Source organism: uncultured Pontibacter sp. (assembly GCF_947502515.1).
Classification (GTDB): Bacteria; Bacteroidota; Bacteroidia; order Cytophagales; family Hymenobacteraceae; genus Pontibacter.
In genome coordinates this window covers 812,248-834,294 of sequence record NZ_CANNAI010000001.1, presented here as the reverse complement: position 1 = coordinate 834,294, position 22,047 = coordinate 812,248, and the positions used below count along the sequence as shown (strand labels likewise).

The window sequence follows — 22,047 nt, the reverse complement described above, 5'->3', positions numbered from 1 at the left end:
AAATAAAGGGAATTATTAGTTGAACAATGTAATCAGACGCGTGGCTTCCAGGCAATTTCCTCAGCCTGTAACTCATACGTCATTTTGCGGCAAAGAGCGAACAGATAATCTGACAGACGGTTGAGGTACATGATTACCAGATCGTCTACCGGCGACTCTTCCTGCAGGCGGATTGCCAGACGCTCGGCACGGCGGCATACGCAGCGGGCCAGATGACCGAATGAAACGGATTGATGACCGCCTGGCAGCACAAAGGCACGCAGTGGGGGCACTTCAGCCGTCATCTTGTCTATTTCCTGCTCCAGCAGGGTGACATCCTCTGCATGCAGGTCGGGGGTCACCATTTTGGTGTTCTTGTCAGGGTCGGTGGCCAGTGTGGAGCCGATGGTGAAGAGGCGGTCTTGTATCTCTTTCAGGATGTCGGCCCGGCTCTTGTTTACTTCCTGGTCGCGTACCAGTCCGATGTATGAGTTGAGTTCGTCTACGGTGCCGTAAGCTTCTATGCGTAGGTGCGACTTGGCTACACGAGTACCTCCTATAAGTGAGGTGGTGCCTTTGTCGCCTGTCTTGGTGTAAATTTTCATGAGCTATTGCGCAGCGTTTAGGTTTGCATGCGTTGTCACATCGTGGTTGATTTCGTCTGATTCTATAAGTCCATCGCGAAGGCGCACAATCCGGTGAGCATATTTGGCAATGTCCTCTTCGTGCGTCACCATGATGATGGTATTTCCTTTGGCGTGCAGGTTCTCGAACAGCTCCATGATCTCGTAAGAGGTCTTGGTATCTAGGTTACCAGTCGGTTCGTCAGCCAGGATGATACTCGGGTCATTGATAAGCGCACGGGCAATGGCCACACGCTGTCGCTGACCACCCGACAGTTCGTTCGGCTTGTGCTTGCCACGGTTACCCAGGCCTACACTCTCCAGCGCTTGCTGTGCTTTCTCCTCACGCGCAGACTTGTTATATCCGGCATAGATCAGCGGCAGGGCTACATTCTCCAGAGAGCTCTGACGTGGCAACAGGTTAAAGGTCTGGAACACGAAACCGATCTCCTTGTTCCGAACCTCGGCCAGTTCATTATCGGTCATGTTGCTCACATCATTCCCGTTCAGGACGTACTGTCCTCCGGAAGGTGTGTCCAGACAGCCGATGATATTCATAAGCGTTGACTTTCCGGAACCAGAAGGACCCATAAACGCCACATACTCTCCTCGCTCTATCCTGATAGACACGGACTTGAGTGCATGGATGGTTTCGCTTCCCATGCGGTATACTTTCGAAATATCATGTGTCTCGATGATGGTGCTCATAGAACCTGTTTTAGAGTTGCCACTGGTCCGCCGCTGCCTCCTTAGCTCGGCGCTGTTTATCAAATTTCTCTTTAAATGTACTATATTCTGAAGCAGGAAGCAAGCTGCGCAATGAAACAAGTGCCTGGTCTGCATAGCTGACAAGTCCCCTGTTCACACTCTCAAGCGCATAGGCTTTGTAGAGCCTGGCAGAGTACGGATTGTAGGTAATTCCATCCAGCAGAATGTCATAAGCCTGCATCTCAGCGGGACTGTATCGGGCAAAGAAAGCGGCAGCGTCCTCTACCACCTGCTCATCGTATAACAGCATCTTGAGTGCCTGGCTGTAACGCTCGGCAGCTTCACGGTCACGCCCCTTTACTTCGGCAATTTTAGCCCTGAAATAGAGTTTCTGCCGCTTATCCTTTGGTGTCAGGTATAGGTTGTCCATCCGTTTCACCAGCACCTCGTGGTTCTTGGTATTCAGCCACAGGCGCATTTGCTGCAGGTTAAGTCTCGAGCGGAGCTCTCCTTCTGGCCGCAGGGCGGTAGCTGCCTCTTTTATGGCCTGATTGGCCTGCTTCCACTCCCGTCTTCCCATAAAGTAGTCTACCTTGGCTACCAATGCCTCACGGCGCAGGTCTTTCTCCTGCACGCTCTTCACGATGCGGTCTACATCTTCGGGCAGCAAATCAGGTAGGTATGCGATCAGATACTGCACCTTGTCGTGGTCCGGGGCCTGGGAGATGATGGTAGACGGCGCCTGTTCCAGCACCTCTTCCAGCGACTGGGCCACGGCAACCGCCGACTCTACCTCTGTAAAGGCAACTTCGCGGAGTGCATCTACAGCCTCGTCGGTCTGGTGATTGAGGGCCAGCGCATAGGCATGGGACAGGAAGGCCTGCGTAAAGCCTCTGTCTTTGGCTTCCTTGAAATAATGGGCGGCGGCACCGTAGTTCTCCTCCTCCATCATCCAATGCCCCAACGCATTGTAGTAATACCCGCTGCGCTCCCCTGCGGCCAGTGCCAGGTTCTCTACCACGCTGCGTGCCTCTTTCGGCCTGCCATCGTAGTGGTGCACCAGGCCCTTCAGATATAGCAGGTCTTCCATAAAGAGCCTGTTCTCCTGAGAACCAAGATAGCGGTTGATAGGCTTCAACAGCGATGTATCGCCATTGTTCACACTGGAAATGGTTTTATTGTAAAATAGTGTCAGATCCTCTACCCGCTCCAGCGAATCCGCCACAAAGTCGTCTTCTTTGATGTCAGATGTTTGTCCCAGCAGCTGGTTAAGTGCAGCCATGTTGCTTCGCAGTGGCTTGTATTTTGTGGAGCGGATCTCCGTGATCAGTTCCTTGGCTTCATCTGGCATGGCCTGGCGGGTATAGTAAGCCAGACGGTTGCTGCGCACCAGGTCCTGGTTTTCTGCGTGACGCTGTGCCAGGTCAAAGTAATAAGCTACACTATCATGCACACTGGTCTGGGCATAAAGCAGGGCCAGGTTGTTGTAGATCTCCCCATTTCTAGGGAAAGCCTCCGCACCCTGCTGCAGCACATACAGCTTTTCAAAAAAGTACTGCTTGCGGTCGTAGAGGTTCGCCAAACGGATGTAGAGCTTCGGGTTCGGGCTCCGCTCCAGCGCCTCCTGCAGACTCAGAATTTCTTTGTTGCGCTCGTTCTGAGCACGGTACATGGCCGACAAGCTAAAGCTCGCCTTCATGTTGTGGTTATCAAAAAGATCGCTTTCTCTGTAGAAACGCTCTGCCAGAATAGAATTGTCGGAACTCTGGTACAGGTCGCCGAGGTAGTTGTAGTAACCGGCATAGGCATTGAAGTACACCCTGAACTGGGTGCGCATCACCAGAATAGCCAGCAAAATAGCCCCCATGGTGTAGATGGTATACACAGGCAGTTTGCGGGGTTCGTACACCACCTTGTAAACGGCCAGTCGCTGCTTGATCAGGTCCCCGAAGTTCACCATTATATACACAAAGAAGAAAGCTCCGAAGGCCAGGTGGGTGTATACGATCAGGTTATGGAAAACTGAAATAGCGGAGTCGTTGGCGGTGGCATAGGCATAGCCAATGCTCAGGAAGGTAATGGTTGCAAACACCAGGTAGATGATGGCACCTGTGGGTTTGAACGGGAACAGCCTGCCGTACAGAACTTCGCGCTGGCGCATGCCCCAAAAGCCGGCAACTGCAGAGATCAGTAGGATGACAAAGGCGTTGATGTAAAACAGATCGCCCTTTACATAGCCCACATGGCGCAGGTATAGCAGTACCAAAGTAACCAGGTATAGCACGCTTACGAGCACAAACTGCCATATACTAAAGCGACGTTCCGGCTTAGCGGCCTGTGTATTGACCCAAAGCAGGGCATTGATGTTTTCGTACCCAACCCAAATCATAAAGAGCAAGGAGGCTACCATAAGCGCAAGCGAACTGTAGTTGGCCAGGTGTAGGGTGGTCAGTAGCGGCGGGAAGTCTGACTCCATGTACACAAAGGAGCCCAGCAAACTCACCAGCGCGATCATCACCATTACCCTGACACTAAAGGAAACCTGCTGGTAAAAGGCCTGAAAAGCATAGCTGGCCAAAGCAAAGAACACGATGAATACCAGCAGCGTGGTCTGCCCGGTGTTGCTGCCGATCACCCCCAGTAGGTCCAGGTTGAAGGAGGCCAGCAGCATCATGAGCAGCAGCATACCTGCAAAGTAAGGGATGCGCTTCATGGTGGTGATGGCCGCTGTGTAGAAAGCCAGGCAGAGAGCCAGCAACAGCACCAGTGCTACTGCGGCAAACTTGTTGAGGGCAGGCATTGCTACATCGTACTGCTCTGTGAGCAGGTAGCCATCGGCATACAGGGTGAAGGGCTCCAGCAGGCGCGAAAACTCGTGCACCGGCACCTGCACCACCTGTAGTTCAGGCAGCTTATCCCAGGCCATAAAATTGCTCTCACCGGTAAAGTAATGGTATACCCCCAGCATGAGCGCCAGCACGGCCACGATCAGCAAAAACAGATAGGGATACCTGGTATCGGCATCCCAACTGTTCCAAAACTTAATTTTGTTCATAGACAAACCGTCGGACTATTCGAGCACTTTCGGTACTCTGAAATAATCGGAGTCTTTTCTAGGTGCGTTTTTCAGCGCTTCGTCGTGTGATACGGTATTCTGTGCCAGGTCTTCGCGCATCACATTCACTTCTTCTGACATATGAATAAGCGGCTCTACACTTTCGGTATCAAGTTCGCGAAGCTGGTCTACCCAGTTCAGGATCTTGTTCAGGTCCTGCAGCATCTCCTGCTCCTTCTCTTCATTGAACTCCAGTCGGGCCAGGTGCGCGATCTTTCTAATGGTTTGTATATCGGTTGACATCTATTGTATTGTGTTTCTTAAGTTCTTCCTGAATAATATGAAATACTTCCTGCTTCAGCGCAGGTAGGTCCTGCAGCGTCATGCCTTTAGTTTCGATCGGCTCGTGTATGATGATCTTGAGCGGGTGCCAGCGCACTTTCAGCTTCCCATCTAGATCAGGCAAAAATTTGTGATTGTAGGGCATCGTCACCGGCACTACCGGCAACTGCTTCTCTATTGCCAGGCGAAAAGGACCATCCTTGAATGCCAGCAGTTCCTCCCCTGCCGTGGGTGGTATGGTACCTTCCGGAAAGATCACCAGGTTGCGGCCCTGCTCCAGCGTGCGCACGGACTGTATGTAACTCTTGGCACTGCTGATCGCACTCTTACGGTCTACGGCAATGTATAGCTTTTCGTACACTTTTCCCCACAGCGGCACTCTGGTAAGCGAGCTTTTCCCGACAAAGTTAATAAAACCAGGAATGGCATGCAGCAACAGCGGGATATCAAGGTATGAGCTGTGGTTAGGTGTAAAAATATACTGCTTGGCAGGATTGAAACGCATACGCCACTCCACCCGCAAAGGCGTCAGGAACATGCGCAGGGCCGACGATGACCAGAAGCGGTTGATGCTGTGCACACGCGGATACCAGCGCTGCTTGCGTATAAGCACTGCCTGAAACGGATACGTGACCACAAAGGGCATCACAAACCAGGTGACACACCAGGTTGTATAAATGCGATGGGACAGGTATTTAAGCGCTTTCATGCCTTCAAATGTAAGAATAATCCACCAGTTATCAATCGGGGCGCTTCACCTCCTTGGCCTTCATCATGCTTACTCGCCTTGCTGCAAAAGTATAGCTGCCTTGAGTATACCTGCCACACTGATGGCGTCCGTTATCTCGTTGTCCATCACCATGCGCACAGCCTCCTCAAAGTGCACCCGCCGGATGTGAAGCTCCTCCGTCTCTTCAAAAGCTGTTTCGCCGGCCTTTAGTTCCTGTGCCAGGAAAACAAAGCCTTCCTCATCTGTAACGGAATTGGAGGTATGCAGGCGGGCGATGTTGGTCCACTTTTCGGCTGTAAAACCGGTCTCTTCCTGCAGTTCCCGCTTCGCCGACTCGAGTATGTCGTTCTCGATCAGGCCGCCGCCCATTGGTATTTCCCAACTGTACTCGTTGAGCGCATAACGGTACTGCCCTACCAGGTAGGTATAGCCTTCGTCATCGACAGGTATAATGCCAATGGCTTTGTTTTTGAAGCTGACCACACCGTAAATGCCTTCTCCGCCGCGCGGGTTGAGCACCTGGTCTTCGCGCACACTGATCCAGGGGTTCTGGTATATCTGCTTGCTGGATAGGGTGGTCCAGGGGTTATGTTGTTCGTCGATTATCATGCTATTTTCTTTTGGCGATCTTTTTGATCTTTACCTGCGCCCCTAACGGCAGCGAAGTTACCCCGATGATGGCACGGCCAACAGCCACTGCTCCTTCAGCACTGAAGGCTCTTCTGGGCAGATGTTGAGCTTGTTTAAGATCTAATTGCGGGCAAAGATAACAAGGTATAGATGATTTTCTTCAGAGGCGATCAGCCTCTTCTATTTCTACCCTGGTATTATCTTTTTCCACGCCAGCTGTATCGGCGGGTGCCGTGTCAGGTTCTGGTTGGGTTATGGTTGTCTCCTCGGTGTCAGGCGTGCTGTTACAGCTGGCCATCAGAAAAGCGCCCAAGGCGAAGGTTAGAAGATACTTTTTCATAATATCAGCTTCATTCAATTATTGATTATACAGATATCCCTGCTGCTATCCGGTTGCGTACATTCCAGGCACACAGGCGATGCAGGAATGTCGCCACTTTAATGCATCCATACCTGCCTTGCCGGGAAGTTAATGGTCATTCTGGTTTGACGCATCACATCGTAGTTCAGCACCCCGTCATAGATGATGTTTTCTGCAGCAGCCTTGCTGACCAGTTTTCGCCTGCCAAGTTGAATCGCAATCGGATTCAGGGCTGTGCGCTGGACTGTCGTATCGCTTTGAAGGCCCCACCCGGAGGCTGTCTGGTGCGAAAGGAGCACCTCGCTTATATTGCCTGTGTCTAAAAGAAACCAGTATGAGCGGTCCTGATGAGGTATACCCAGGAAAATAGTCAGCTCGCTACCATCCAGCCCATTGGCGAAACGGCTGGGCAGCAGCGTTAGCCTGCCCTGTTGCTTTCTAAGAGTGGCTGGCGTCTCTACCTGGAGTCTACTGGCCGCCAGGTCGAAGGTCACAATCCTGTCCTGAAAGGATTTCAACGAGATCACCCCGTCCACTTTCGGAAGGCCTTCCGGCAGTATGCTCATCAGATCCCATACCCCAACGGTCGCATGAAAAAGCGGAATGTTATCGACCCTGATCTCGACTGAATCCAGCTTTTGGTACCGAAACATATCCCCGTTCATGCGGAAGGCAGTTGCGCTGCCATAAGGTTGTCGGCCGATTTTCTGTGCCACTTCCGGAGATACAAAGGTCTGGCCGCCTCCTGTATCGAATAAGAAGGTGTAGGGCTGCCCTGCTATGGTAACGTCCACCTGCTTCAGTTCTCTGAAATATTCTTTCAGCTGAATAGTGTTTTGCGCAAGAGTTTCACCAACAAAGGCTAAGCACAGGGCCAAACCCAGGAAAAGTGTTTTCATTTTGAAAAATAGACTGATCATCTAAGCATGTACGTCAGTGATAGATTTTGGCTGAATAATTACGCTAGCCCTTTATCAGCTCTCCCAATGTTGTAATGCCCCGCTTTTTTGCCAAGGATAATAATTTAAGCAACAGCAGAGCTGTAGCAAAAGCGTCGCCGGAGGCGGTGTGACGATCGTCGGTGGGCAGATTATACCTTTCGCAGAGAGCGTCGAGGCTGTACTCAGTGGTTTTCAAGGTATGGCTATCGGCATGGCGGCGCTCCAGCCGGATAGCCAGGTGGGCTGTGTCGACGGAGCGGTTGCGGAGCTTGCCGCTTATACCTTGCCGCTTCAACATCTGGTTGATCATGCCGATGTCGAAAGCCACGTGCTGTCCCACCAGCACAGCATTGCCGACAAAATCAACAAAGTCCTCCACCACCTCCAGCTCGTTTATACCTCCCTGCAGCTGACTCGAAAGCAGACCATGCACTTCAGCGCTTTTAGTAGCTGGTGCCCCTTCCTGTTGCACCAAACACTCAAAAGTGTCCGACACCAGCACCTGCAGCCCCCTTATCTTTATCGCCCCGATGGAAAGCACTTTGTCCCTGCGTTGGTCCAGCCCGGTCGTTTCGGTGTCGAACACTACAAATTCGGCCTCTGACAAGGGAGTGTCTCTTGATGGTTGCTCTTTCAGGGCGGCGCTATACCTGTGCCAAAAAGCCGGCGCATTCTTGTCTACCGGTTGCAGCTGGTTTATAAACTCTTTCAGCCACTCCATCAGCCGAGGTAGTTAAGTTGAAAGCGCACCTGCAGGAGTTCCTGTATGTCGCTTATCGGTTTGAAGGTGCTGCGCAGCGTCTGCCGCTCGAGTTTATTGAGCTGGTTAGGATTGAGGTAACGGCCGGAGTTCTTATTGCGCAGGCCGCTAAGCGCCCGGAAACGCATCATGATTTCGTATGCCATCGCGGCCTCACGGTATAGCTCTGCATTTTGCGGCTCCAGCTCGGCCAGTTTCTCGAAGCGCTTGAAAGTGTTGTTCTCTCCGGCCACGCGGTTGTCGAGCGTGAGCACACGGGCGGCATCCACAAGCGGCGTCATGGCCCGCAGCTTGATGTCGAACTCGTTTTTGTGCTCCCCACCCCGCTCCACAATGAAGTTGCGGAAGAAACTTAGTGGTGGCGGACTCTGCAGTGCATGTTTGGCCAGGAAGGGAAGAAAAATGCGTTCCTGCTGGATGTTCTCGTAAATGTAGTCTGTGAGTTGATGACTTAAACTGAAGTCGCCGTACACGGGACGGTAGTCGTAGAAAATGGAGGTATGCATTAGTGCCTCCTCAGTGGGCTCGTGTATCCAGTTATAAAAGTACTGCTTCCAGGTATGCAGCGGTTGGCACCACTTCGGGTTGCTGGCCATCATGTCGGCGGGACACTTCTCAAAACCGCATTGCACCAGAATATCCCGTACAATAGCACCCAGCTTCAGAAAGTAAGCCTGATGCTCTTTTTCTAGTGCAGCATTCTTATCTTCAAACACCAGGGCATTGTCCTGATCGGTGCGCAGGAGTTGCTCTTCACGGCCTTCGCTACCCAGTGACAGCCAGCAATAATGCAGCGGCGGCTCGCCCAGTTCATTCTCGGCATGTTGCAGCGCCCGCACGATGATCGCGTCGTTAATTTCGGTGATGATATTGGCGATGAACGAAATGCTCACCTCCTGCTCCAGGTACTTCAGCAACAGTTCCTCAGCCCTGTCGCGGATGGCAGGCAGGGAGGCTATGTCGCGGGTCTGGCGGATTTCGGAGATTAGCACAGCCGGATTATTGCCCTGCGCCAGTAAAAGGTCATGTTCGGTGAGCACCCCGAGGGCTTTGGAGTTGACAGTGCCATCGGTCGTCACACAGAGGTGCTTCACTTTGTTCCGGATCATATTGATCAGCGCATCGGCCATGGGCGGATTAGGTACGGTCGTAATCACCGGCGACGACATAATGACTTCTACCGGATCATCAATGGCCACATGCCCGGCTACCACCTGCCGGCGCAGGTCGGTGTCAGTCAAAATTCCCAAGGGCCGTGCCTCGCCATCCACTACCATCATAAAACTGGAATCTTTGTCGCTCATCATCTGGGCGGCCAGCCGGATAGAAGTGTCAGGCGGACAAGCCACAATGCTTTTAGCCGTGTCAATTTTGAGGGCATCTTCGAGGTGCAGCGGTATAGACGAAGGTGCAATGGTGCTCAGTCCGACCCGTGCCCTTTGTGCATCGCGCAGGGTAGGATTGCGTACCGGCTGCCCCGCCGCAAAGCCCGCAGCGAAGTAAAGTGCCACCTGCGGATTTTCGGTGAGGATAGGTTCAAAAGCCTCAATAGGTATAGCGTATACCAGTGATTCTTCGGCAGAGGTGGCGGTAGAGGAATAATTCTTTTTAGCGATCAGTGCCCGTACTCCAAACACATCCCCTTCGTCGCACACATCCAGCAATTTGGGATTGCCAGCCTCCGTCTTTTGCTCTAGTCGAACAGAGCCTTGCCGCACAACATAAAAGTGTTCGTGAGCGGAATCGTCCTGCGAGAACAAAACCTGCTCCGGCTCCAGGTATAGCACCCGCACCTGCCGGGCCAGTTGCCGCAGTTTTTCCGGATCAATCAGGTTAAAGGGCGGGTAGGTATTCAAGAACTCGTGAACGCGTTCCTGTATGACATTGGAGGGTTTCATAGCCTAGGGTTATACCTGATGAAGATACGGGATTGAGGAGAGGATTGCAAGAGGCTAAAAAGCAAAAGTCCTGCAACAAACGTCGCAGGACTTTACGCATTCAACTAAACTTATCAATCTAAATTCTATAAAGCACCCGCTTTAATCTCATCCACTACATCCGGATCAAGCAAAGTGGAGGTATCACCCAGATTAGACGTATCGCCTTCCGCTACTTTACGCAGAATACGGCGCATAATCTTGCCTGATCGGGTTTTTGGCAGACCGCTAACGATCTGGATCTTGTCAGGCTTAGCGATCTTACCGATCTTCTCCACCACTGTTTCTATGATCTCGGCACGCAGGTAATCCTCACGTTCCGGCACATCCTTGCAGATCACAAAAGCGTAGATTCCCTGCCCTTTCACATCATGTGGATAGCCTACCACTGCTGACTCCACTACATGGCTGTTGTGATTGATGGCTTCTTCAATCTCGGCCGTTCCGAAGCGGTGACCGGACACGTTGATCACATCATCCACACGGCCGATGATACGGTAAAGGCCGTCTTTGTCGCGCTTGGCACCGTCGCCCGTAAAGTACAGGCCTTTGTAAGTAGAGAAGTAACTCAGGCGGGCACGCTCGTGGTCGCCGTAGGTGGTGCGGATAATGCTTGGCCACGGGAACTTCATGCAGAGGTAGCCCTCTACTTCATTATCGGTAATTTCCTTGCCTTCGGCATCTACCAGAATCGGCTGTATACCTGGCAGTGGCAGGGCTGCGTGGCTTGGCTTCATCGGGGTGATACCAGCGATGGTCGAGATCATGATACCACCGGTTTCGGTTTGCCACCACGTATCTACCAGCGGACAGCGCTCCTTGCCGACGTGGGTATGGTACCAGTGCCATGCCTCTTCGTTGATCGGTTCGCCCACCGAGCCCAGCACTTTGAGGGAGTCGAGGCTATAGGATAGTACATCGTCGATGTCTCCACTCATAAGCGAACGAATAGCGGTTGGGGCAGTGTAGAAGATGTTCACACCAAACTTATCGACTACCTGCCAGAATCGGCCCATGTCCGGGAAAGTTGGCACGCCTTCGAACATCAATGAAGTGGAGCCTGACAAGAGCGGACCGTAAAGCAAATAGGTATGGCCGGTGATCCAGCCGATGTCGGCGGTGCACCAGTAAATATCGTTTTCCTGTACCTGGAACACATTGCTGAAGCTGTACTGCGCATACACCATGTAACCACCGCAGGTATGGACCACACCCTTGGGTTTGCCTGTGGAGCCAGAGGTATACAGAATGAAGAGCATGTCTTCTGAGTCCATTTCCTCAGCCGGACAGTCTTTGCTGACGCCCTGAACCTCGTCGTGGTACCACACGTCGCGGCCTTCGACCATGTTCACGGCCCAGCCCAGACGCTCCACCACAATTACTTTCTTCACTGAGTCGCAACGTTCGAGCGCCTCGTCTACAACACGCTTCACCGGAATCTGTTTCGCACCACGGTTCAGACCATCGGAGGTGAGCACCATGCTGCACTGCGCATCGTTGATGCGATCAGCCATCGCCACGGCAGAGAATCCAGCGAACACAACCGAGTGGATGGCACCAATACGGGCGCAAGCCAGCACAGCGAAAGCAAGCTCAGGAATCATCGGCATGTAGATACAGATGCGGTCCCCTTTTTTGGCACCGTTCTTTTTGAGCACATTGGCGAACTGGCATACCTTCTCGTGGAGTTCGCGGTAGGTATAGCGCACAAATCTTTCTTTCGGGTCGTTTGGCTCCCAAATCAGGGCGAGCTTGTTGCCACGGGTTTTCAGGTGACGGTCCAGGCAGTTTTCGGTGATGTTCAGTCTGCCGCCCTTAAACCACTTCACGTTCGGCTCTTCGAAGTTCCATTCCAGTGTCGTGTTCCACTTCTTGCGCCACGTAAAAGTGCTCGCTATATCGGACCAGAACCCTTCCGGGTCTTCCACACTTCGCTTATAGGCCTCTTCGTATTCCTGATAAGATTTGATTTGAATGTTAGGCATGATATCGGTTTGTTTATGGTGTTTAAGGTTTATGTTCAAGTATAAAGGTGCACATTACGGACAGGCTATGATTTGTCCCTACGGGTGTATATTTGTTACTTCCCTCGCTCGCGTCCCGCGAGTGTGTGCTATTAGGCGGACTCTGGCCACCTTTCATATGCCTGTTGTCACAAGTGGCGAGACGCCACTGAATAACTCACACTCGCGGGACACGAGCGAGGGCATTATTATCCCTCCAAAAAAGCATTCCCAATCTTCCGCTCCTTCAGGTCATCGTGAATTTCAGTCAGTATAGCTGGATCGTCGATGGTGGAAGGTATAGCGTAGTGCACACCGTCGGCAATGTTGCGCAGTATCTTGCGGAGTATCTTGCCGGAGCGGGTCTTGGGCAGGCGCTTTACGATAAGCGCGTTTCGGAAGTAAGCTACGGCTCCTATTTTCTCCCGAATCAGGGCGATCAGTTCCTGCTCGATTTGCTGTTCACTGATGTTCTGTCCGTCCTTGAGCACGACCAGTCCGATCGGGCGCTGTCCGCGCAGGTCGTCGGCTATACCTACCACGGCACATTCGGCTACGGCGGGGTGCGAGGCAACCATCTCTTCCATCTCTCCGGTTGAGAGGCGGTGGCCCGATACGTTGATGACGTCATCGATACGGCCCATGATATAAATATAGCCATCTTCATCCATATAGCCCCCATCGCCTGTCATGTAATAGCCAGGGAAACGGTCAAGATAGGATTTGTAGAAGCGGTCATTGTCTTCCCACAAGGTGGGCAGGCAACCTGGAGGCAATGGCAGCTTTACCGCCACGTACCCTTCCTGCGCAGGTATAAGCTCCTGCCCTTCCTCGCCCAGAATCTCTACTTTATATCCGCAAACCGGCAAGCCTGCCGAACCGGGCTTAGCTGGCTTTAGGCCATAGCCCACCATGTTTGCCACCATCGGCCAGCCTGATTCGGTTTGCCACCAGTGATCCACCACAGGTATGCGCAGCAAATCTTTAGCCCAGTAGTAAGTAGCAGGGTCGCAGCGCTCACCAGCCAAGAACAGGTACTTGAGCGATGGCAGGTCATACTTGATTTTCTCTATACCTTCAGGGTCTTCCTTCTTGATGGCGCGAATGGCGGTCGGAGCCGTGAAAAGCACTTTCACGTCGTGTTGCATGATGATGCGCCAGAATGTACCCGCATCCGGAGTGCGCACAGGTTTGCCTTCAAAGAGCACGGTGGTACAGCCATGGATCAGCGGAGCGTATACCAGATACGAGTGCCCCACAGCCCAACCCACATCCGAAGCAGCCCAGAACACATCGCCAGGGTCTACGCCATACACGGCTTTCATACTGAATTTCAAAGCAACGGCATGGCCGCCATTGTCACGCACGATGCCTTTGGGTTTGCCCGTGGTGCCAGAGGTATAGAGAATGTAGAGCGGGTCGTGGGCGTCTACAGGTACGCAATCAGCTGGTTGGGCTTTCTGCAGCACGTCCATGTAGTCGAGGTCGCGACCAGGCTGCATGTCGGCCTCCACGTAAGGGCGCTGCAGAATGATGGTGTGCTCAGGCTTGTGCTTACTGTCGTTCAGGGCTTTGTCGAGTAACGGCTTGTACGGAATGTGCTTGTCGAATTCAATACCGCAGGAAGCAGAAATCACCACCTTGGGACGGGCGTCGTCAATGCGCACTGTGAGCTCGTGCGGCGCAAAGCCCCCGAACACCACTGAGTGAATGGCGCCTAACCTTGCACAGGCCAGCATGGCCACCACTGCTTCGGGTATAACGGGCATGTAAATGACCACAGTGTCGCCTTTGCCCACGCCCAAACCACGCAACGCACCTGCAAAACGGGCCACCATGTCGCGGAACTCGCGGTAGCTGTATTTGCGAATTGTATTGGTCACGGGCGAGTCATAGATCAGGGCAGTTTGGTCAGCGCGGCCGTTCTCTACGTGATAGTCCAGCGCTAGGTAGGCCGTGTTGAGTTTGCCGCCCGCGAACCAGCGGTAGAAGCCATTTTCGTCGGTGGTCAGGATTTGCTTCGGCTCTTCGAACCAGGCAATCTGCCGCGCCTGTTCACCCCAGAATCCCTCGGGGTCGCTGATGCTTCTTTCGTAAGCCTCGGCATACGAGCTGTAAGTTTGGGTTACTGTTTTCATATCTCCAGTTCTTTTTAACCAGCTGTCATTGTTCACTTACTGCACTAAAACATGTTCGTCTCACAACATCAAAGCAAAAGCTTCCCAATTCCAGAAAGTCTTTTGTCATCATTCCCCCTGTTCAGGGCTCAACCCTGCGTCAGTTCCTTAATTTTCTCCATTAGAAAGCGTGTCGAAAAAGGTTTTGGGATGTAGAGGTCGGCCCCTACGTCGTAACCTTTCTTGATGTCGGCGTCCTTGGTTTTGGCACTCATGAAGATGACCTTAGCCCCATTCATCGCCTCACTTTCCCGTATGTGGCGGCACACCTCATAGCCATCCACGTCGGGCATCATGATATCGAGCACAACCACATTGGGCCGCTCTTTGTCCACGCTCTCCATGGCCTCAGTGCCGTTGCGAGCCACAAACACCTGATAGCCGTTTTTGCGCATCAAAAACTCCAGCGGCATCAGTATGCTTGGCTCATCATCCACCACCAACACTTTCAATTTCTCCTTGGTACTCATAGTTTTATACGTTTGCAGGCACATTTACTTTCACGGGCAGCACGAACGAAAATTTCGATCCTTTGCCCAATTCACTCTCCACCCAAATGCGCCCCTGGTGCGATTCAATTATCTTTTTGCTGATGGCCAGCCCCAGCCCGCTACCCTCGGGCTTGCGGATGTTTTGGTTCTGGGCCTGGTAAAATTTGTCGAATATCTGTTTGTGAAACTCGGGGTCAATGCCCTTGCCATTGTCCACCACGTTCACTTTGATATCCCCGTCGATGTAATAGCCCGACACGATAATGCGCCCGTGCTCAGGATTGCAGAACTTGATGGCGTTGGAAATCAGGTTGACCAGCACCTGCATCAAACGGTCTTTGTCGCCGTTGATAGCGGGCAGGTTGTGCTGCACGTCCACCACCAGTTCGATGTTTTTCTCCTGCACCAGTTGCTCCAGTGCCTGTACCGATTCGCGCACCACCTCCTCTATCTGCAAAGGACCGAGGTTGAGCTTTTGCTTGCCTGACTCGAAGCGTTCCAGGTCGAGCACCTGCGTAATCAGTCGGGTCAGTCTTTCGGATTCCTTCACGATGGTCTGTAGGAAATGCTCCTGGTCCTCACGCTCCATTTCCGGGTTGTCGTATAAAATTTCTGACAGAGCGCGAATAGAAGTCAGCGGTGTGCGCAGCTCGTGTGTGACCGTCGACAGGAACTCGTCTTTGAGTTCGTCGAGTTGCTTTAGTCGTTCGTTGGCGCTGCGGAGTTGCTCGGTGGCGCGGCGCAGCTCCATCGACTTGCGTCGGAGTTCGTTGTTGATCGAAATCAGTTGTTGGGACTCTTTCAGAATGTTGAGCACTTCGTCGATGCTGATCTCCTCTTCCTTCACTACCGAAGACACCATGATGCGGGCCGAAGAAGAACCGATGACACCCGACAACAGTTTCTCGGCATAAGTCACCAGTTTCGGGTCGGCCTTGCCTGATTCGTCTTCAGGTTCGGGGTATTTACGCTTGTAGGCTTTCATGGCGACCTCGGCTTTTTTCTCCCCAAGGAAGTTCACCAGCAAGGATTTAATGTCCGGTATGTAGGCCGTGCCTTTCCAGACGATCGAGCTTTCGAACACCGTGGAGTACTTGAAGATGTCCACAAACACTTCGGCCTGGTTGCGCTCCTGCGATGTTTGCTTGCTCAGAAGCGACACACCGATGTAGAGACCCACATTCAGGAACATGCTCCAGAACATGGCGTGTGAGATATAGTCCATGCCCTGCAGGCCGAACAGTTCGAATGGTTTGAGCCAGGCTATACCTAGCGGACCGTTCTGCAGAATTGAATTGGGCAGCATGCCTACCCCCACCATCGACGGCACCACCAAGGTATAAAACCAGAGCACAGAACCGACCACTATACCTGCCAGCGCGCCGTTTTTAGTACCTTCCTTCCAGAAAATCCCCCCAATAATGGCCGGCGCAAACTGCGCCACCGCTGCAAAAGACACCAGCCCGACTTCCACGAGCGAGTAGTATTCAGCCACGCCCTTGTAGTACAGGTAGGCCAGCAACAAAATCACCAGAATGCCCAGTCGGCGACTGAAAAGCAAGAGCTTCGTGAGTTGGTTCTGATACTGGTTTTTAATGGCAGGTATACCTACTAGCAGCGGCATCACCAGGTTGTTGCTCACCATCACGCTCAGCGCAATGGTCGCCACAATGACCATACTGGTCGCCGCCGAAAATCCGCCCAGGTATACCATCAAGGCAAGCAGCGATTGTCCTTCACTCAAAGGGATTGCCAGCACGAACATGTCCGCGTCTATACCTGCGTTTCCAAACAACAGGTCGCCGCCAAAAGCGATGGGCAGCACGAAAATATTGATGGCAAACAGGTATAGCGGGAAGAGCCACATAGCCTTGTTCAGGTGCTGTTCGTTCACGTTCTCAACCACGGCCACCTGGAACTGGCGCGGCAAGAACAGAATGGCCAGCATAGACAGCACCACCATCCAGAACCACTGTGAAAAACCGCTTTCATTGTCAAAGGTCATCAGCCGCTCGAAGTCGGGGAGTTGCGTGGCCTGTTGCATGATATCGCCGAAGCCGTTGAACACGCCGTAGGTTACAAAAACGCCCGCCACGATAAAAATCACCAGCTTGAACAGCGACTCAAAAGCAATGGCCGTTACCATCCCTTCGTGGCGCTCCGTGGCCTCCACATGCCGCGTACCATACACGATGGTAAACAAGCCCAAGCCCAGTGTGATGTAGAAAGACGTGTCGCCAAACAATGGGCTATGGCCCACTTCGTTCATGCCTGTGAGCAAGTCCAGACTGCTGGCAATGGCCTTCAGTTGGATGGAGATGTACGGGATAATGCCGAGCACGCAGATAATGGTGACAATGCTGCCGAGCGTAATATTCTTGCCGTAGCGCGACGAGATAAAATCGGCGATGGTAGTTATGCGCTGCACCTTACAAATGCGGATAATCTTGCGCAGCACCACCCACCAGAGCGGCGCCATCAGTGTCGGGCCGATGTAGATGGCTAGGTAGCCCAGTCCCGTGGTGGCAGCCCGTCCCACCGAACCATAATAGGTCCAGGCAGTGCAATACACGGCCATGGAGAGCGCATAGATGTAGGGGTTGCCCACAAAACTCCTGCCCGCAGCAGAACGCCTTTCCGCCCACGAAGCCAGCCCGAAGAGCAAAGCCAGGTAGCAAAACGACACACCGATGACAAGCCAGTAGTTCATGGTTATTTCTTCTGTTTACGCGGGTCCTGACGGTTAATGAAAAACGCAATCGCCACAATGCAGGCCAGCCACACCACCGTCAGGTATAGGTATAGCACAGGCACCCCGCTCACCGTCGTCCCCGAATTGAAAATCGAAAGCAACGGAAAATTCAATAGCACCATAAATAGGGCACTGATGAAAAAGAGTCGTCTGCCTTTAGAGCGGTCACGCATGGGGTTTAGTTAGTGATTGAGTGATTGAGTGATTGAGTGGTTGAGTGAGTTAGAAAGTTGGTTTAAATTAGAAAGTTTGAGAGTTAGCTTCTGGTATAAGTCAAGTAGCTTCGTTGCTATGCCCTCGCTCGCGTCCCGCGAGTGTGAGCTATCCAGCGGACTCTAGCCGCAAGTTTGTGCCTCCAGGCACAGGTGGCGAGACGCCACCCAATTCCTCACACTCGCGGGACGCGAGCGAGGGCTGGGGAGCCAGCAAACTGCCGAATGGCTGACCGGCGGAAACCACCAAATCAACCATCCAACAATTTACCAATCTACATTCAACAATTCAATCTTAATGTCCGGCCACTGCCTCCCCGGCGCCACGTGGGATGCGGATGTCCTCGATCAGCTCCTGAATGTGGGCTGGTGGGGCTGGCGTGAAGCGGGACACAATAAATGACACGATGAAGTTCACGATCATACCTACGGTGCCTATACCTTCCGGAGAGATCTCCATGAACCAATTTTCTGGCACGTTAGCGGCTGGGTTGATGAACTTGAAGTAGGAAATGTAGCTGATCGTAAATAACAGACCTGAAATCATACCCCAAATGGCGCCTTGCTTGTTCATGCGCTTCGAGAAGATACCCATAATGATCACCGGGAAGAAAGATGCCGCTGCCAGACCAAAGGCGAAGGCTACTACTTCGGCCACAAAGCCTGGCGGGTTGATACCGAAATAGCCTGCGATCACTACCGCAAAAGTTGCCGCGATACGAGCTGCAATTAGTTCTTGCTTCTCAGATATACCTGTCATCACCGACTTCTTAAGCAAGTCGTGGGCGATGGATGTGGAGATTACGAGTAAGAGTCCCGCTGCTGTAGAAAGAGCCGCTGCCAGACCACCCGCTGCTACCAGGGCAATCACCCAGTTTGGAAGCTGGGCAATTTCCGGGTTAGCTAACACCATGATGTCTTTGTCAATCTTGAGTTCGTTCACGGCCGGGTCTTTCACATACTGTATGCGACCATCGCCATTTTTATCGTCCACGCCGATCAGACCTGTTTTCTCCCAGTTGTTCACCCACTGCGGCATGCTCGCAATCGGCTGGTTACTCGTAGTCTGAAGCATGTTGTACATACCGAAAGCACCTACTGCAGGAGCAGCTGTATACAGTATGGCGATGAACACCAGTGCGTAACCCGCCGACTTACGGGCGTCTTTTACTTTAGGAACGGTGAAGAAACGTACAATAACGTGTGGCAGACCGGCTGTGCCTACCATTAGTGCAGCCGTGATGAAAAACACGTCAATGGTTGCTTTGCTGCCGTCGGTATAAGCTGTGAAGCCAAGCTCCGGAAGCAAGCCGTCCAGTTTATCTAATAAATAAGTACCATCGGCCAAAGTACCGCCCAAACCCAGCTGCGGAATCGGGTTGCCAGTCAGCATCATGGAAATGAAGATAGCAGGTACCATGTAGGCGAAAATCAGCACGCAATACTGTGCCACCTGGGTATAGGTGATGCCCTTCATACCGCCCAACACGGCATAGAAAAGTACGATGATCATACCGATGATCACACCTGTTTCGATCTGCACTTCGAGGAAGCGGGAGAACACGATGCCCACGCCACGCATTTGGCCAGCTACGTATGTAAACGACACAAAAATAGCACAAACTACTGCCACCAGACGGGCTGTTTTGGAGTAGTAGCGGTCGCCCACAAAGTCAGGCACGGTGAACTTACCGAACTTGCGCAGGTATGGCGCCAGCAAGAGAGCGAGCAACACGTAGCCGCCCGTCCAGCCCATCAGGTATACAGAGCCGTCGTAGCCCATGAACGAGATGAGACCGGCCATGGAGATGAACGAGGCAGCAGACATCCAGTCTGCGGCCGTTGCCATACCGTTGGCTAGCGGCGAAACGCCACCACCTGCCACGTAGAATTCTTTTGTAGAGCCAGCACGCGACCAGATGGCGATACCGATGTACAGGGCGAACGTGAGGCCCACGATGATGTATGTCCAGGTTAAGATATCCATTGTCTTAGCTATTGTATGGTGGGAGATTAGTCTTCGTGCACGTCAAATTCTCGGTCCAGTCTGTTCATCAGCCATACATAGATGAAGATGATGACCACAAACACATAGATGGAGCCTTGCTGCGCAAACCAGAAGCCGAGTTTAAAGCCCCCGAGACGGAACTGGTTAAGCTCGTCGACCAGCAAAATGCCGAACAGGTAGGAAACAGCGAACCAAAGGCCCAATAGCGTCAGCAGTATCCGGACGTTGCGCTGCCAGTACTCCTGCATTCTGTTCTTGTTATTTTCCATGGGTATATAGTTTAGTTTTTTTAAGGTTCTTACAAGTAAATCATGGCCTGCAACGTGATTTCCGGACGGTACCTCAGGTTATTCGGGTTAGTAAAATCCGGGCGGTTGCGGTAGTTGAGCGTGAGTTTGGAGTGATGTCCTTCAAGCAAGAGGTTAGCGCCAAGGTCGAGTACCTTTACAGGTACTTTATCACCGGCAGCGTCGCGCAATCCTTCCAAGTTGCCGTAGCTATAAGCGGCGTAAGGCTGCAGACGGGCTTTTTCAGTTATTAAGTCTTTCGGCAGCAAGTATCCTACCTGACCGTACAGGATGTCGCCCGTCCCGATGGTCGGGAACGCATTGCCTCTCAGGCCACCGCCACCCTGTGCTGGGTTCATGATGCCAATGTTGCGCACGTTGTCTCTACCGAAATTGTAGTTATAGTACACGCCATAGGCTGTCAGAGCGGTATTTTGCTCGGTATTGAGCGGCAGGTCCAGGAAAGCGTCTACGCCAAACAGGTTGATATTTTCTTTCTCTACAATAAATCCGTTGATGGTATTCTGCTCACGCCACATGCCATCTTTGTTGTGCATGAAGCCAGCTCCTATGTTGAACACTCGTTTTGAGCCCAGGTAGGTCCCCACCATGAACGGTAGCAGGTTAGACTCTTGCTCTAGGAACTGCCAGTTGAAATAGCCCTGGTATACCTTGTTATTATTCTGCGGATTGTAATTGGCTGCCGGCCCGATCGCCTCTGCCGTGTTGGTCAGGAAGGGGTCGTTCACGGCTACGCGGTAGTCGAGTTTGCAGAGTTTTCCTTTGGCATACACGCCCAGCATACGGGCGAACTGGTCAGCGGCATCAATGGTGGCCCAGTTGAAGATAGGCGCGTCAATGGTCATGAAGTTGAGCGTGCTGGCATTTGACATCCGCGAGATGCCGTTCCAGTAATGCAGACCCGCCCCGATTGAAAGCGCCTTGTCGAACACCTTGTATTCCGTCCAGGCATCATGAATGAATATCTGAGGCTTCTTGCCATCCAGCGCTGGGTTCACGCCACCACTTATGGAATTTTGGTTGTTGATACCAAAGTGTAGCAACACTAAAAAGCGTGGTGAAATCTGGGAATAGGTAAGGAAGCGGGAACGACGCAGCCCGAAGTCCAGCGTATTGTCAACCGGCTCACCGTTACGGATGGTGCCCGAATTGTGCTCGTTATACCTCACCCATACCTGATGCCAGGTGATAAAGCGGATATACTTAGATCCGTCTTCATTAATAGGCAGCTTAATACCAGCGCCATACTCTGTGGAGCCCTGTGCAGACGCACTCCTCCCGACGCAGCAAAGCACCAGCCCTGCTGCTACATATAGTAACAGTTTTTTCATTTGGAATACTAAATGTTAAGGTGAAGAGAGGTCAGCTGTTTCCCCGAATTCTTTATCTATTTTAAGGAAGATTTATGAAAAAGGGTAAAGGGGTGTATATATTTGGTAAGTTGATATACATCAGTCTTTAAACCGCTTCCACTTGATCATCATGTACTTGTCACCAAGCTCGGTGATCATCATACCGGCGCCTTTCAGGTTAGCGCTGTTTTTCATATGCTCCACCAGTTCGGCGTGGTTCAGTATTTTGTAAGTGGGATGATATTCTGTTTGCTCCGGGGCCTTGATCTTATACTTGCGCACCCAGTTCATAATTGAAACGTGGCTTACGCCCAGAATCCGCTCGATCTCACGATAGCTTATACCTTCAATGTACAGCTGAAGTGCTTTGGTGACATAGTAGCTGTCTATGCCCTTCCCGAGTTTGTTCACCGTAAAATAATAGCCGCACTTCTTGCAGCGGTAGCGCTGGCGATCGTTGATGATGCCACTTTTTACGACTTCTAGGGCATTACATTTCGGGCAGATTGGGTTTTTCATAATAGCCTCAGGTATAGCTATAAAACAACTATACCAATTTAGCATAACTATAACAAATTAGCAACAATGCATTAAAAACTATTTTTGTCAGTATCAGCAGGTTATGCGTGTATAAACATCAGTCGGTTGCCATACCTAAGTGTTATAAACGAAAAAGCC

General features: G+C 52.1%; 19 protein-coding genes. All 19 read right to left on the bottom strand.

Going from position 1 to position 22,047, the window contains the following annotated elements:
• Positions 1-32: 32 nt before the first annotated feature.
• The gene (locus Q1A54_RS03900; protein WP_299985176.1) at positions 33-584 is read right to left on the bottom strand and encodes a cob(I)yrinic acid a,c-diamide adenosyltransferase; all 552 of its coding nucleotides are present in this window, start codon (positions 582-584) and stop codon (positions 33-35) included.
• A gap of 3 nt (positions 585-587) precedes the next feature.
• Entirely contained in the window at positions 588-1,310 is a 723-nt protein-coding gene (locus Q1A54_RS03895; protein ID WP_299985175.1) for an ABC transporter ATP-binding protein, read from the bottom strand.
• Between the two features lie 10 nt (positions 1,311-1,320).
• The gene (locus tag Q1A54_RS03890; RefSeq protein ID WP_299985174.1) at positions 1,321-4,365 is read right to left on the bottom strand and encodes a hypothetical protein; all 3,045 of its coding nucleotides are present in this window, start codon (positions 4,363-4,365) and stop codon (positions 1,321-1,323) included.
• Positions 4,366-4,380: 15 nt separating this feature from the next.
• Complete coding sequence (gene gatC, locus Q1A54_RS03885) at positions 4,381-4,668, bottom strand: Asp-tRNA(Asn)/Glu-tRNA(Gln) amidotransferase subunit GatC (RefSeq protein ID WP_007653720.1); 288 nt, start codon at positions 4,666-4,668, stop codon at positions 4,381-4,383.
• Positions 4,643-5,416 carry a lysophospholipid acyltransferase family protein gene (locus Q1A54_RS03880; RefSeq protein WP_299985173.1) on the bottom strand — a complete coding sequence of 258 codons (774 nt, stop codon included), beginning with the start codon at positions 5,414-5,416 and terminating at the stop codon, positions 4,643-4,645. Before Q1A54_RS03880 ends, gatC begins: the two co-directional genes overlap by 26 nt.
• 69 nt (positions 5,417-5,485) lie before the next feature.
• The gene (locus Q1A54_RS03875; protein ID WP_299985171.1) at positions 5,486-6,046 is read right to left on the bottom strand and encodes an NUDIX hydrolase; all 561 of its coding nucleotides are present in this window, start codon (positions 6,044-6,046) and stop codon (positions 5,486-5,488) included.
• 181 nt (positions 6,047-6,227) lie between these two features.
• A complete protein-coding gene (locus Q1A54_RS03870) occupies positions 6,228-6,407 on the bottom strand; it encodes a hypothetical protein (protein WP_299985169.1) in 180 nt (59 codons plus the stop codon).
• Positions 6,408-6,505: 98 nt separating this feature from the next.
• A complete protein-coding gene (locus Q1A54_RS03865) occupies positions 6,506-7,327 on the bottom strand; it encodes a retropepsin-like aspartic protease (RefSeq protein WP_299985167.1) in 822 nt (273 codons plus the stop codon).
• 64 nt (positions 7,328-7,391) lie between these two features.
• Entirely contained in the window at positions 7,392-8,090 is a 699-nt protein-coding gene (locus Q1A54_RS03860) for a 3'-5' exonuclease (RefSeq protein WP_299985165.1), read from the bottom strand.
• The gene (locus tag Q1A54_RS03855; protein WP_299985163.1) at positions 8,090-10,027 is read right to left on the bottom strand and encodes a DUF294 nucleotidyltransferase-like domain-containing protein; all 1,938 of its coding nucleotides are present in this window, start codon (positions 10,025-10,027) and stop codon (positions 8,090-8,092) included. Before Q1A54_RS03855 ends, Q1A54_RS03860 begins: the two co-directional genes overlap by 1 nt.
• Before the next feature lie 125 nt (positions 10,028-10,152).
• Positions 10,153-12,084, bottom strand: coding sequence for an acetate--CoA ligase (gene acs, locus Q1A54_RS03850; RefSeq protein WP_299985455.1), 1,932 nt, complete (start codon positions 12,082-12,084; stop codon positions 10,153-10,155).
• Between the two features lie 194 nt (positions 12,085-12,278).
• Positions 12,279-14,207: a propionyl-CoA synthetase gene (locus Q1A54_RS03845; RefSeq protein ID WP_299985161.1), complete on the bottom strand. Its 1,929-nt coding sequence runs from the start codon at positions 14,205-14,207 to the stop codon at positions 12,279-12,281.
• Between the two features lie 128 nt (positions 14,208-14,335).
• The gene (locus Q1A54_RS03840; RefSeq protein WP_299985159.1) at positions 14,336-14,716 is read right to left on the bottom strand and encodes a response regulator; all 381 of its coding nucleotides are present in this window, start codon (positions 14,714-14,716) and stop codon (positions 14,336-14,338) included.
• Between the two features lie 4 nt (positions 14,717-14,720).
• Positions 14,721-17,447, bottom strand: a complete 2,727-nt coding sequence (locus Q1A54_RS03835) for a sensor histidine kinase (RefSeq protein WP_299985157.1) — start codon at positions 17,445-17,447, stop codon at positions 14,721-14,723.
• 2 nt (positions 17,448-17,449) lie between these two features.
• Positions 17,450-17,662 (bottom strand): hypothetical protein, encoded by a 213-nt coding sequence (locus Q1A54_RS03830; protein WP_299985144.1) that lies wholly within the window; start codon positions 17,660-17,662, stop codon positions 17,450-17,452.
• Positions 17,663-17,996: 334 nt separating this feature from the next.
• Positions 17,997-19,688, bottom strand: coding sequence for a sodium:solute symporter family protein (locus Q1A54_RS03825; protein WP_299985142.1), 1,692 nt, complete (start codon positions 19,686-19,688; stop codon positions 17,997-17,999).
• A gap of 26 nt (positions 19,689-19,714) precedes the next feature.
• Entirely contained in the window at positions 19,715-19,978 is a 264-nt protein-coding gene (locus Q1A54_RS03820; protein WP_007655160.1) for a DUF4212 domain-containing protein, read from the bottom strand.
• 29 nt (positions 19,979-20,007) lie between these two features.
• Complete coding sequence (locus Q1A54_RS03815) at positions 20,008-21,348, bottom strand: hypothetical protein (protein WP_299985139.1); 1,341 nt, start codon at positions 21,346-21,348, stop codon at positions 20,008-20,010.
• Positions 21,349-21,468: 120 nt separating this feature from the next.
• Positions 21,469-21,888, bottom strand: coding sequence for a helix-turn-helix domain-containing protein (locus Q1A54_RS03810; protein ID WP_007654454.1), 420 nt, complete (start codon positions 21,886-21,888; stop codon positions 21,469-21,471).
• Between the last annotated feature and the right edge of the window lie 159 nt (positions 21,889-22,047).

Coding starts and splice junctions, on each gene's coding strand:
- Q1A54_RS03880 (WP_299985173.1), bottom strand. CDS start 5,416: ATGAAAGCGCTTAAATACCTGTCCCATCGCATTTATACAACCTGGTGT.
- Q1A54_RS03855 (WP_299985163.1), bottom strand. CDS start 10,027: ATGAAACCCTCCAATGTCATACAGGAACGCGTTCACGAGTTCTTGAAT.
- Q1A54_RS03810 (WP_007654454.1), bottom strand. CDS start 21,888: ATGAAAAACCCAATCTGCCCGAAATGTAATGCCCTAGAAGTCGTAAAA.
- Q1A54_RS03820 (WP_007655160.1), bottom strand. CDS start 19,978: ATGGAAAATAACAAGAACAGAATGCAGGAGTACTGGCAGCGCAACGTC.
- Q1A54_RS03865 (WP_299985167.1), bottom strand. CDS start 7,327: ATGAAAACACTTTTCCTGGGTTTGGCCCTGTGCTTAGCCTTTGTTGGT.
- Q1A54_RS03870 (WP_299985169.1), bottom strand. CDS start 6,407: ATGAAAAAGTATCTTCTAACCTTCGCCTTGGGCGCTTTTCTGATGGCC.
- Q1A54_RS03845 (WP_299985161.1), bottom strand. CDS start 14,207: ATGAAAACAGTAACCCAAACTTACAGCTCGTATGCCGAGGCTTACGAA.
- Q1A54_RS03830 (WP_299985144.1), bottom strand. CDS start 17,662: ATGCGTGACCGCTCTAAAGGCAGACGACTCTTTTTCATCAGTGCCCTA.
- Q1A54_RS03895 (WP_299985175.1), bottom strand. CDS start 1,310: ATGAGCACCATCATCGAGACACATGATATTTCGAAAGTATACCGCATG.
- Q1A54_RS03890 (WP_299985174.1), bottom strand. CDS start 4,365: ATGAACAAAATTAAGTTTTGGAACAGTTGGGATGCCGATACCAGGTAT.
- Q1A54_RS03900 (WP_299985176.1), bottom strand. CDS start 584: ATGAAAATTTACACCAAGACAGGCGACAAAGGCACCACCTCACTTATA.
- Q1A54_RS03815 (WP_299985139.1), bottom strand. CDS start 21,348: ATGAAAAAACTGTTACTATATGTAGCAGCAGGGCTGGTGCTTTGCTGC.
- Q1A54_RS03860 (WP_299985165.1), bottom strand. CDS start 8,090: ATGGAGTGGCTGAAAGAGTTTATAAACCAGCTGCAACCGGTAGACAAG.
- gatC (WP_007653720.1), bottom strand. CDS start 4,668: ATGTCAACCGATATACAAACCATTAGAAAGATCGCGCACCTGGCCCGA.
- Q1A54_RS03840 (WP_299985159.1), bottom strand. CDS start 14,716: ATGAGTACCAAGGAGAAATTGAAAGTGTTGGTGGTGGATGATGAGCCA.
- Q1A54_RS03875 (WP_299985171.1), bottom strand. CDS start 6,046: ATGATAATCGACGAACAACATAACCCCTGGACCACCCTATCCAGCAAG.
- Q1A54_RS03835 (WP_299985157.1), bottom strand. CDS start 17,447: ATGAACTACTGGCTTGTCATCGGTGTGTCGTTTTGCTACCTGGCTTTG.
- Q1A54_RS03825 (WP_299985142.1), bottom strand. CDS start 19,688: ATGGATATCTTAACCTGGACATACATCATCGTGGGCCTCACGTTCGCC.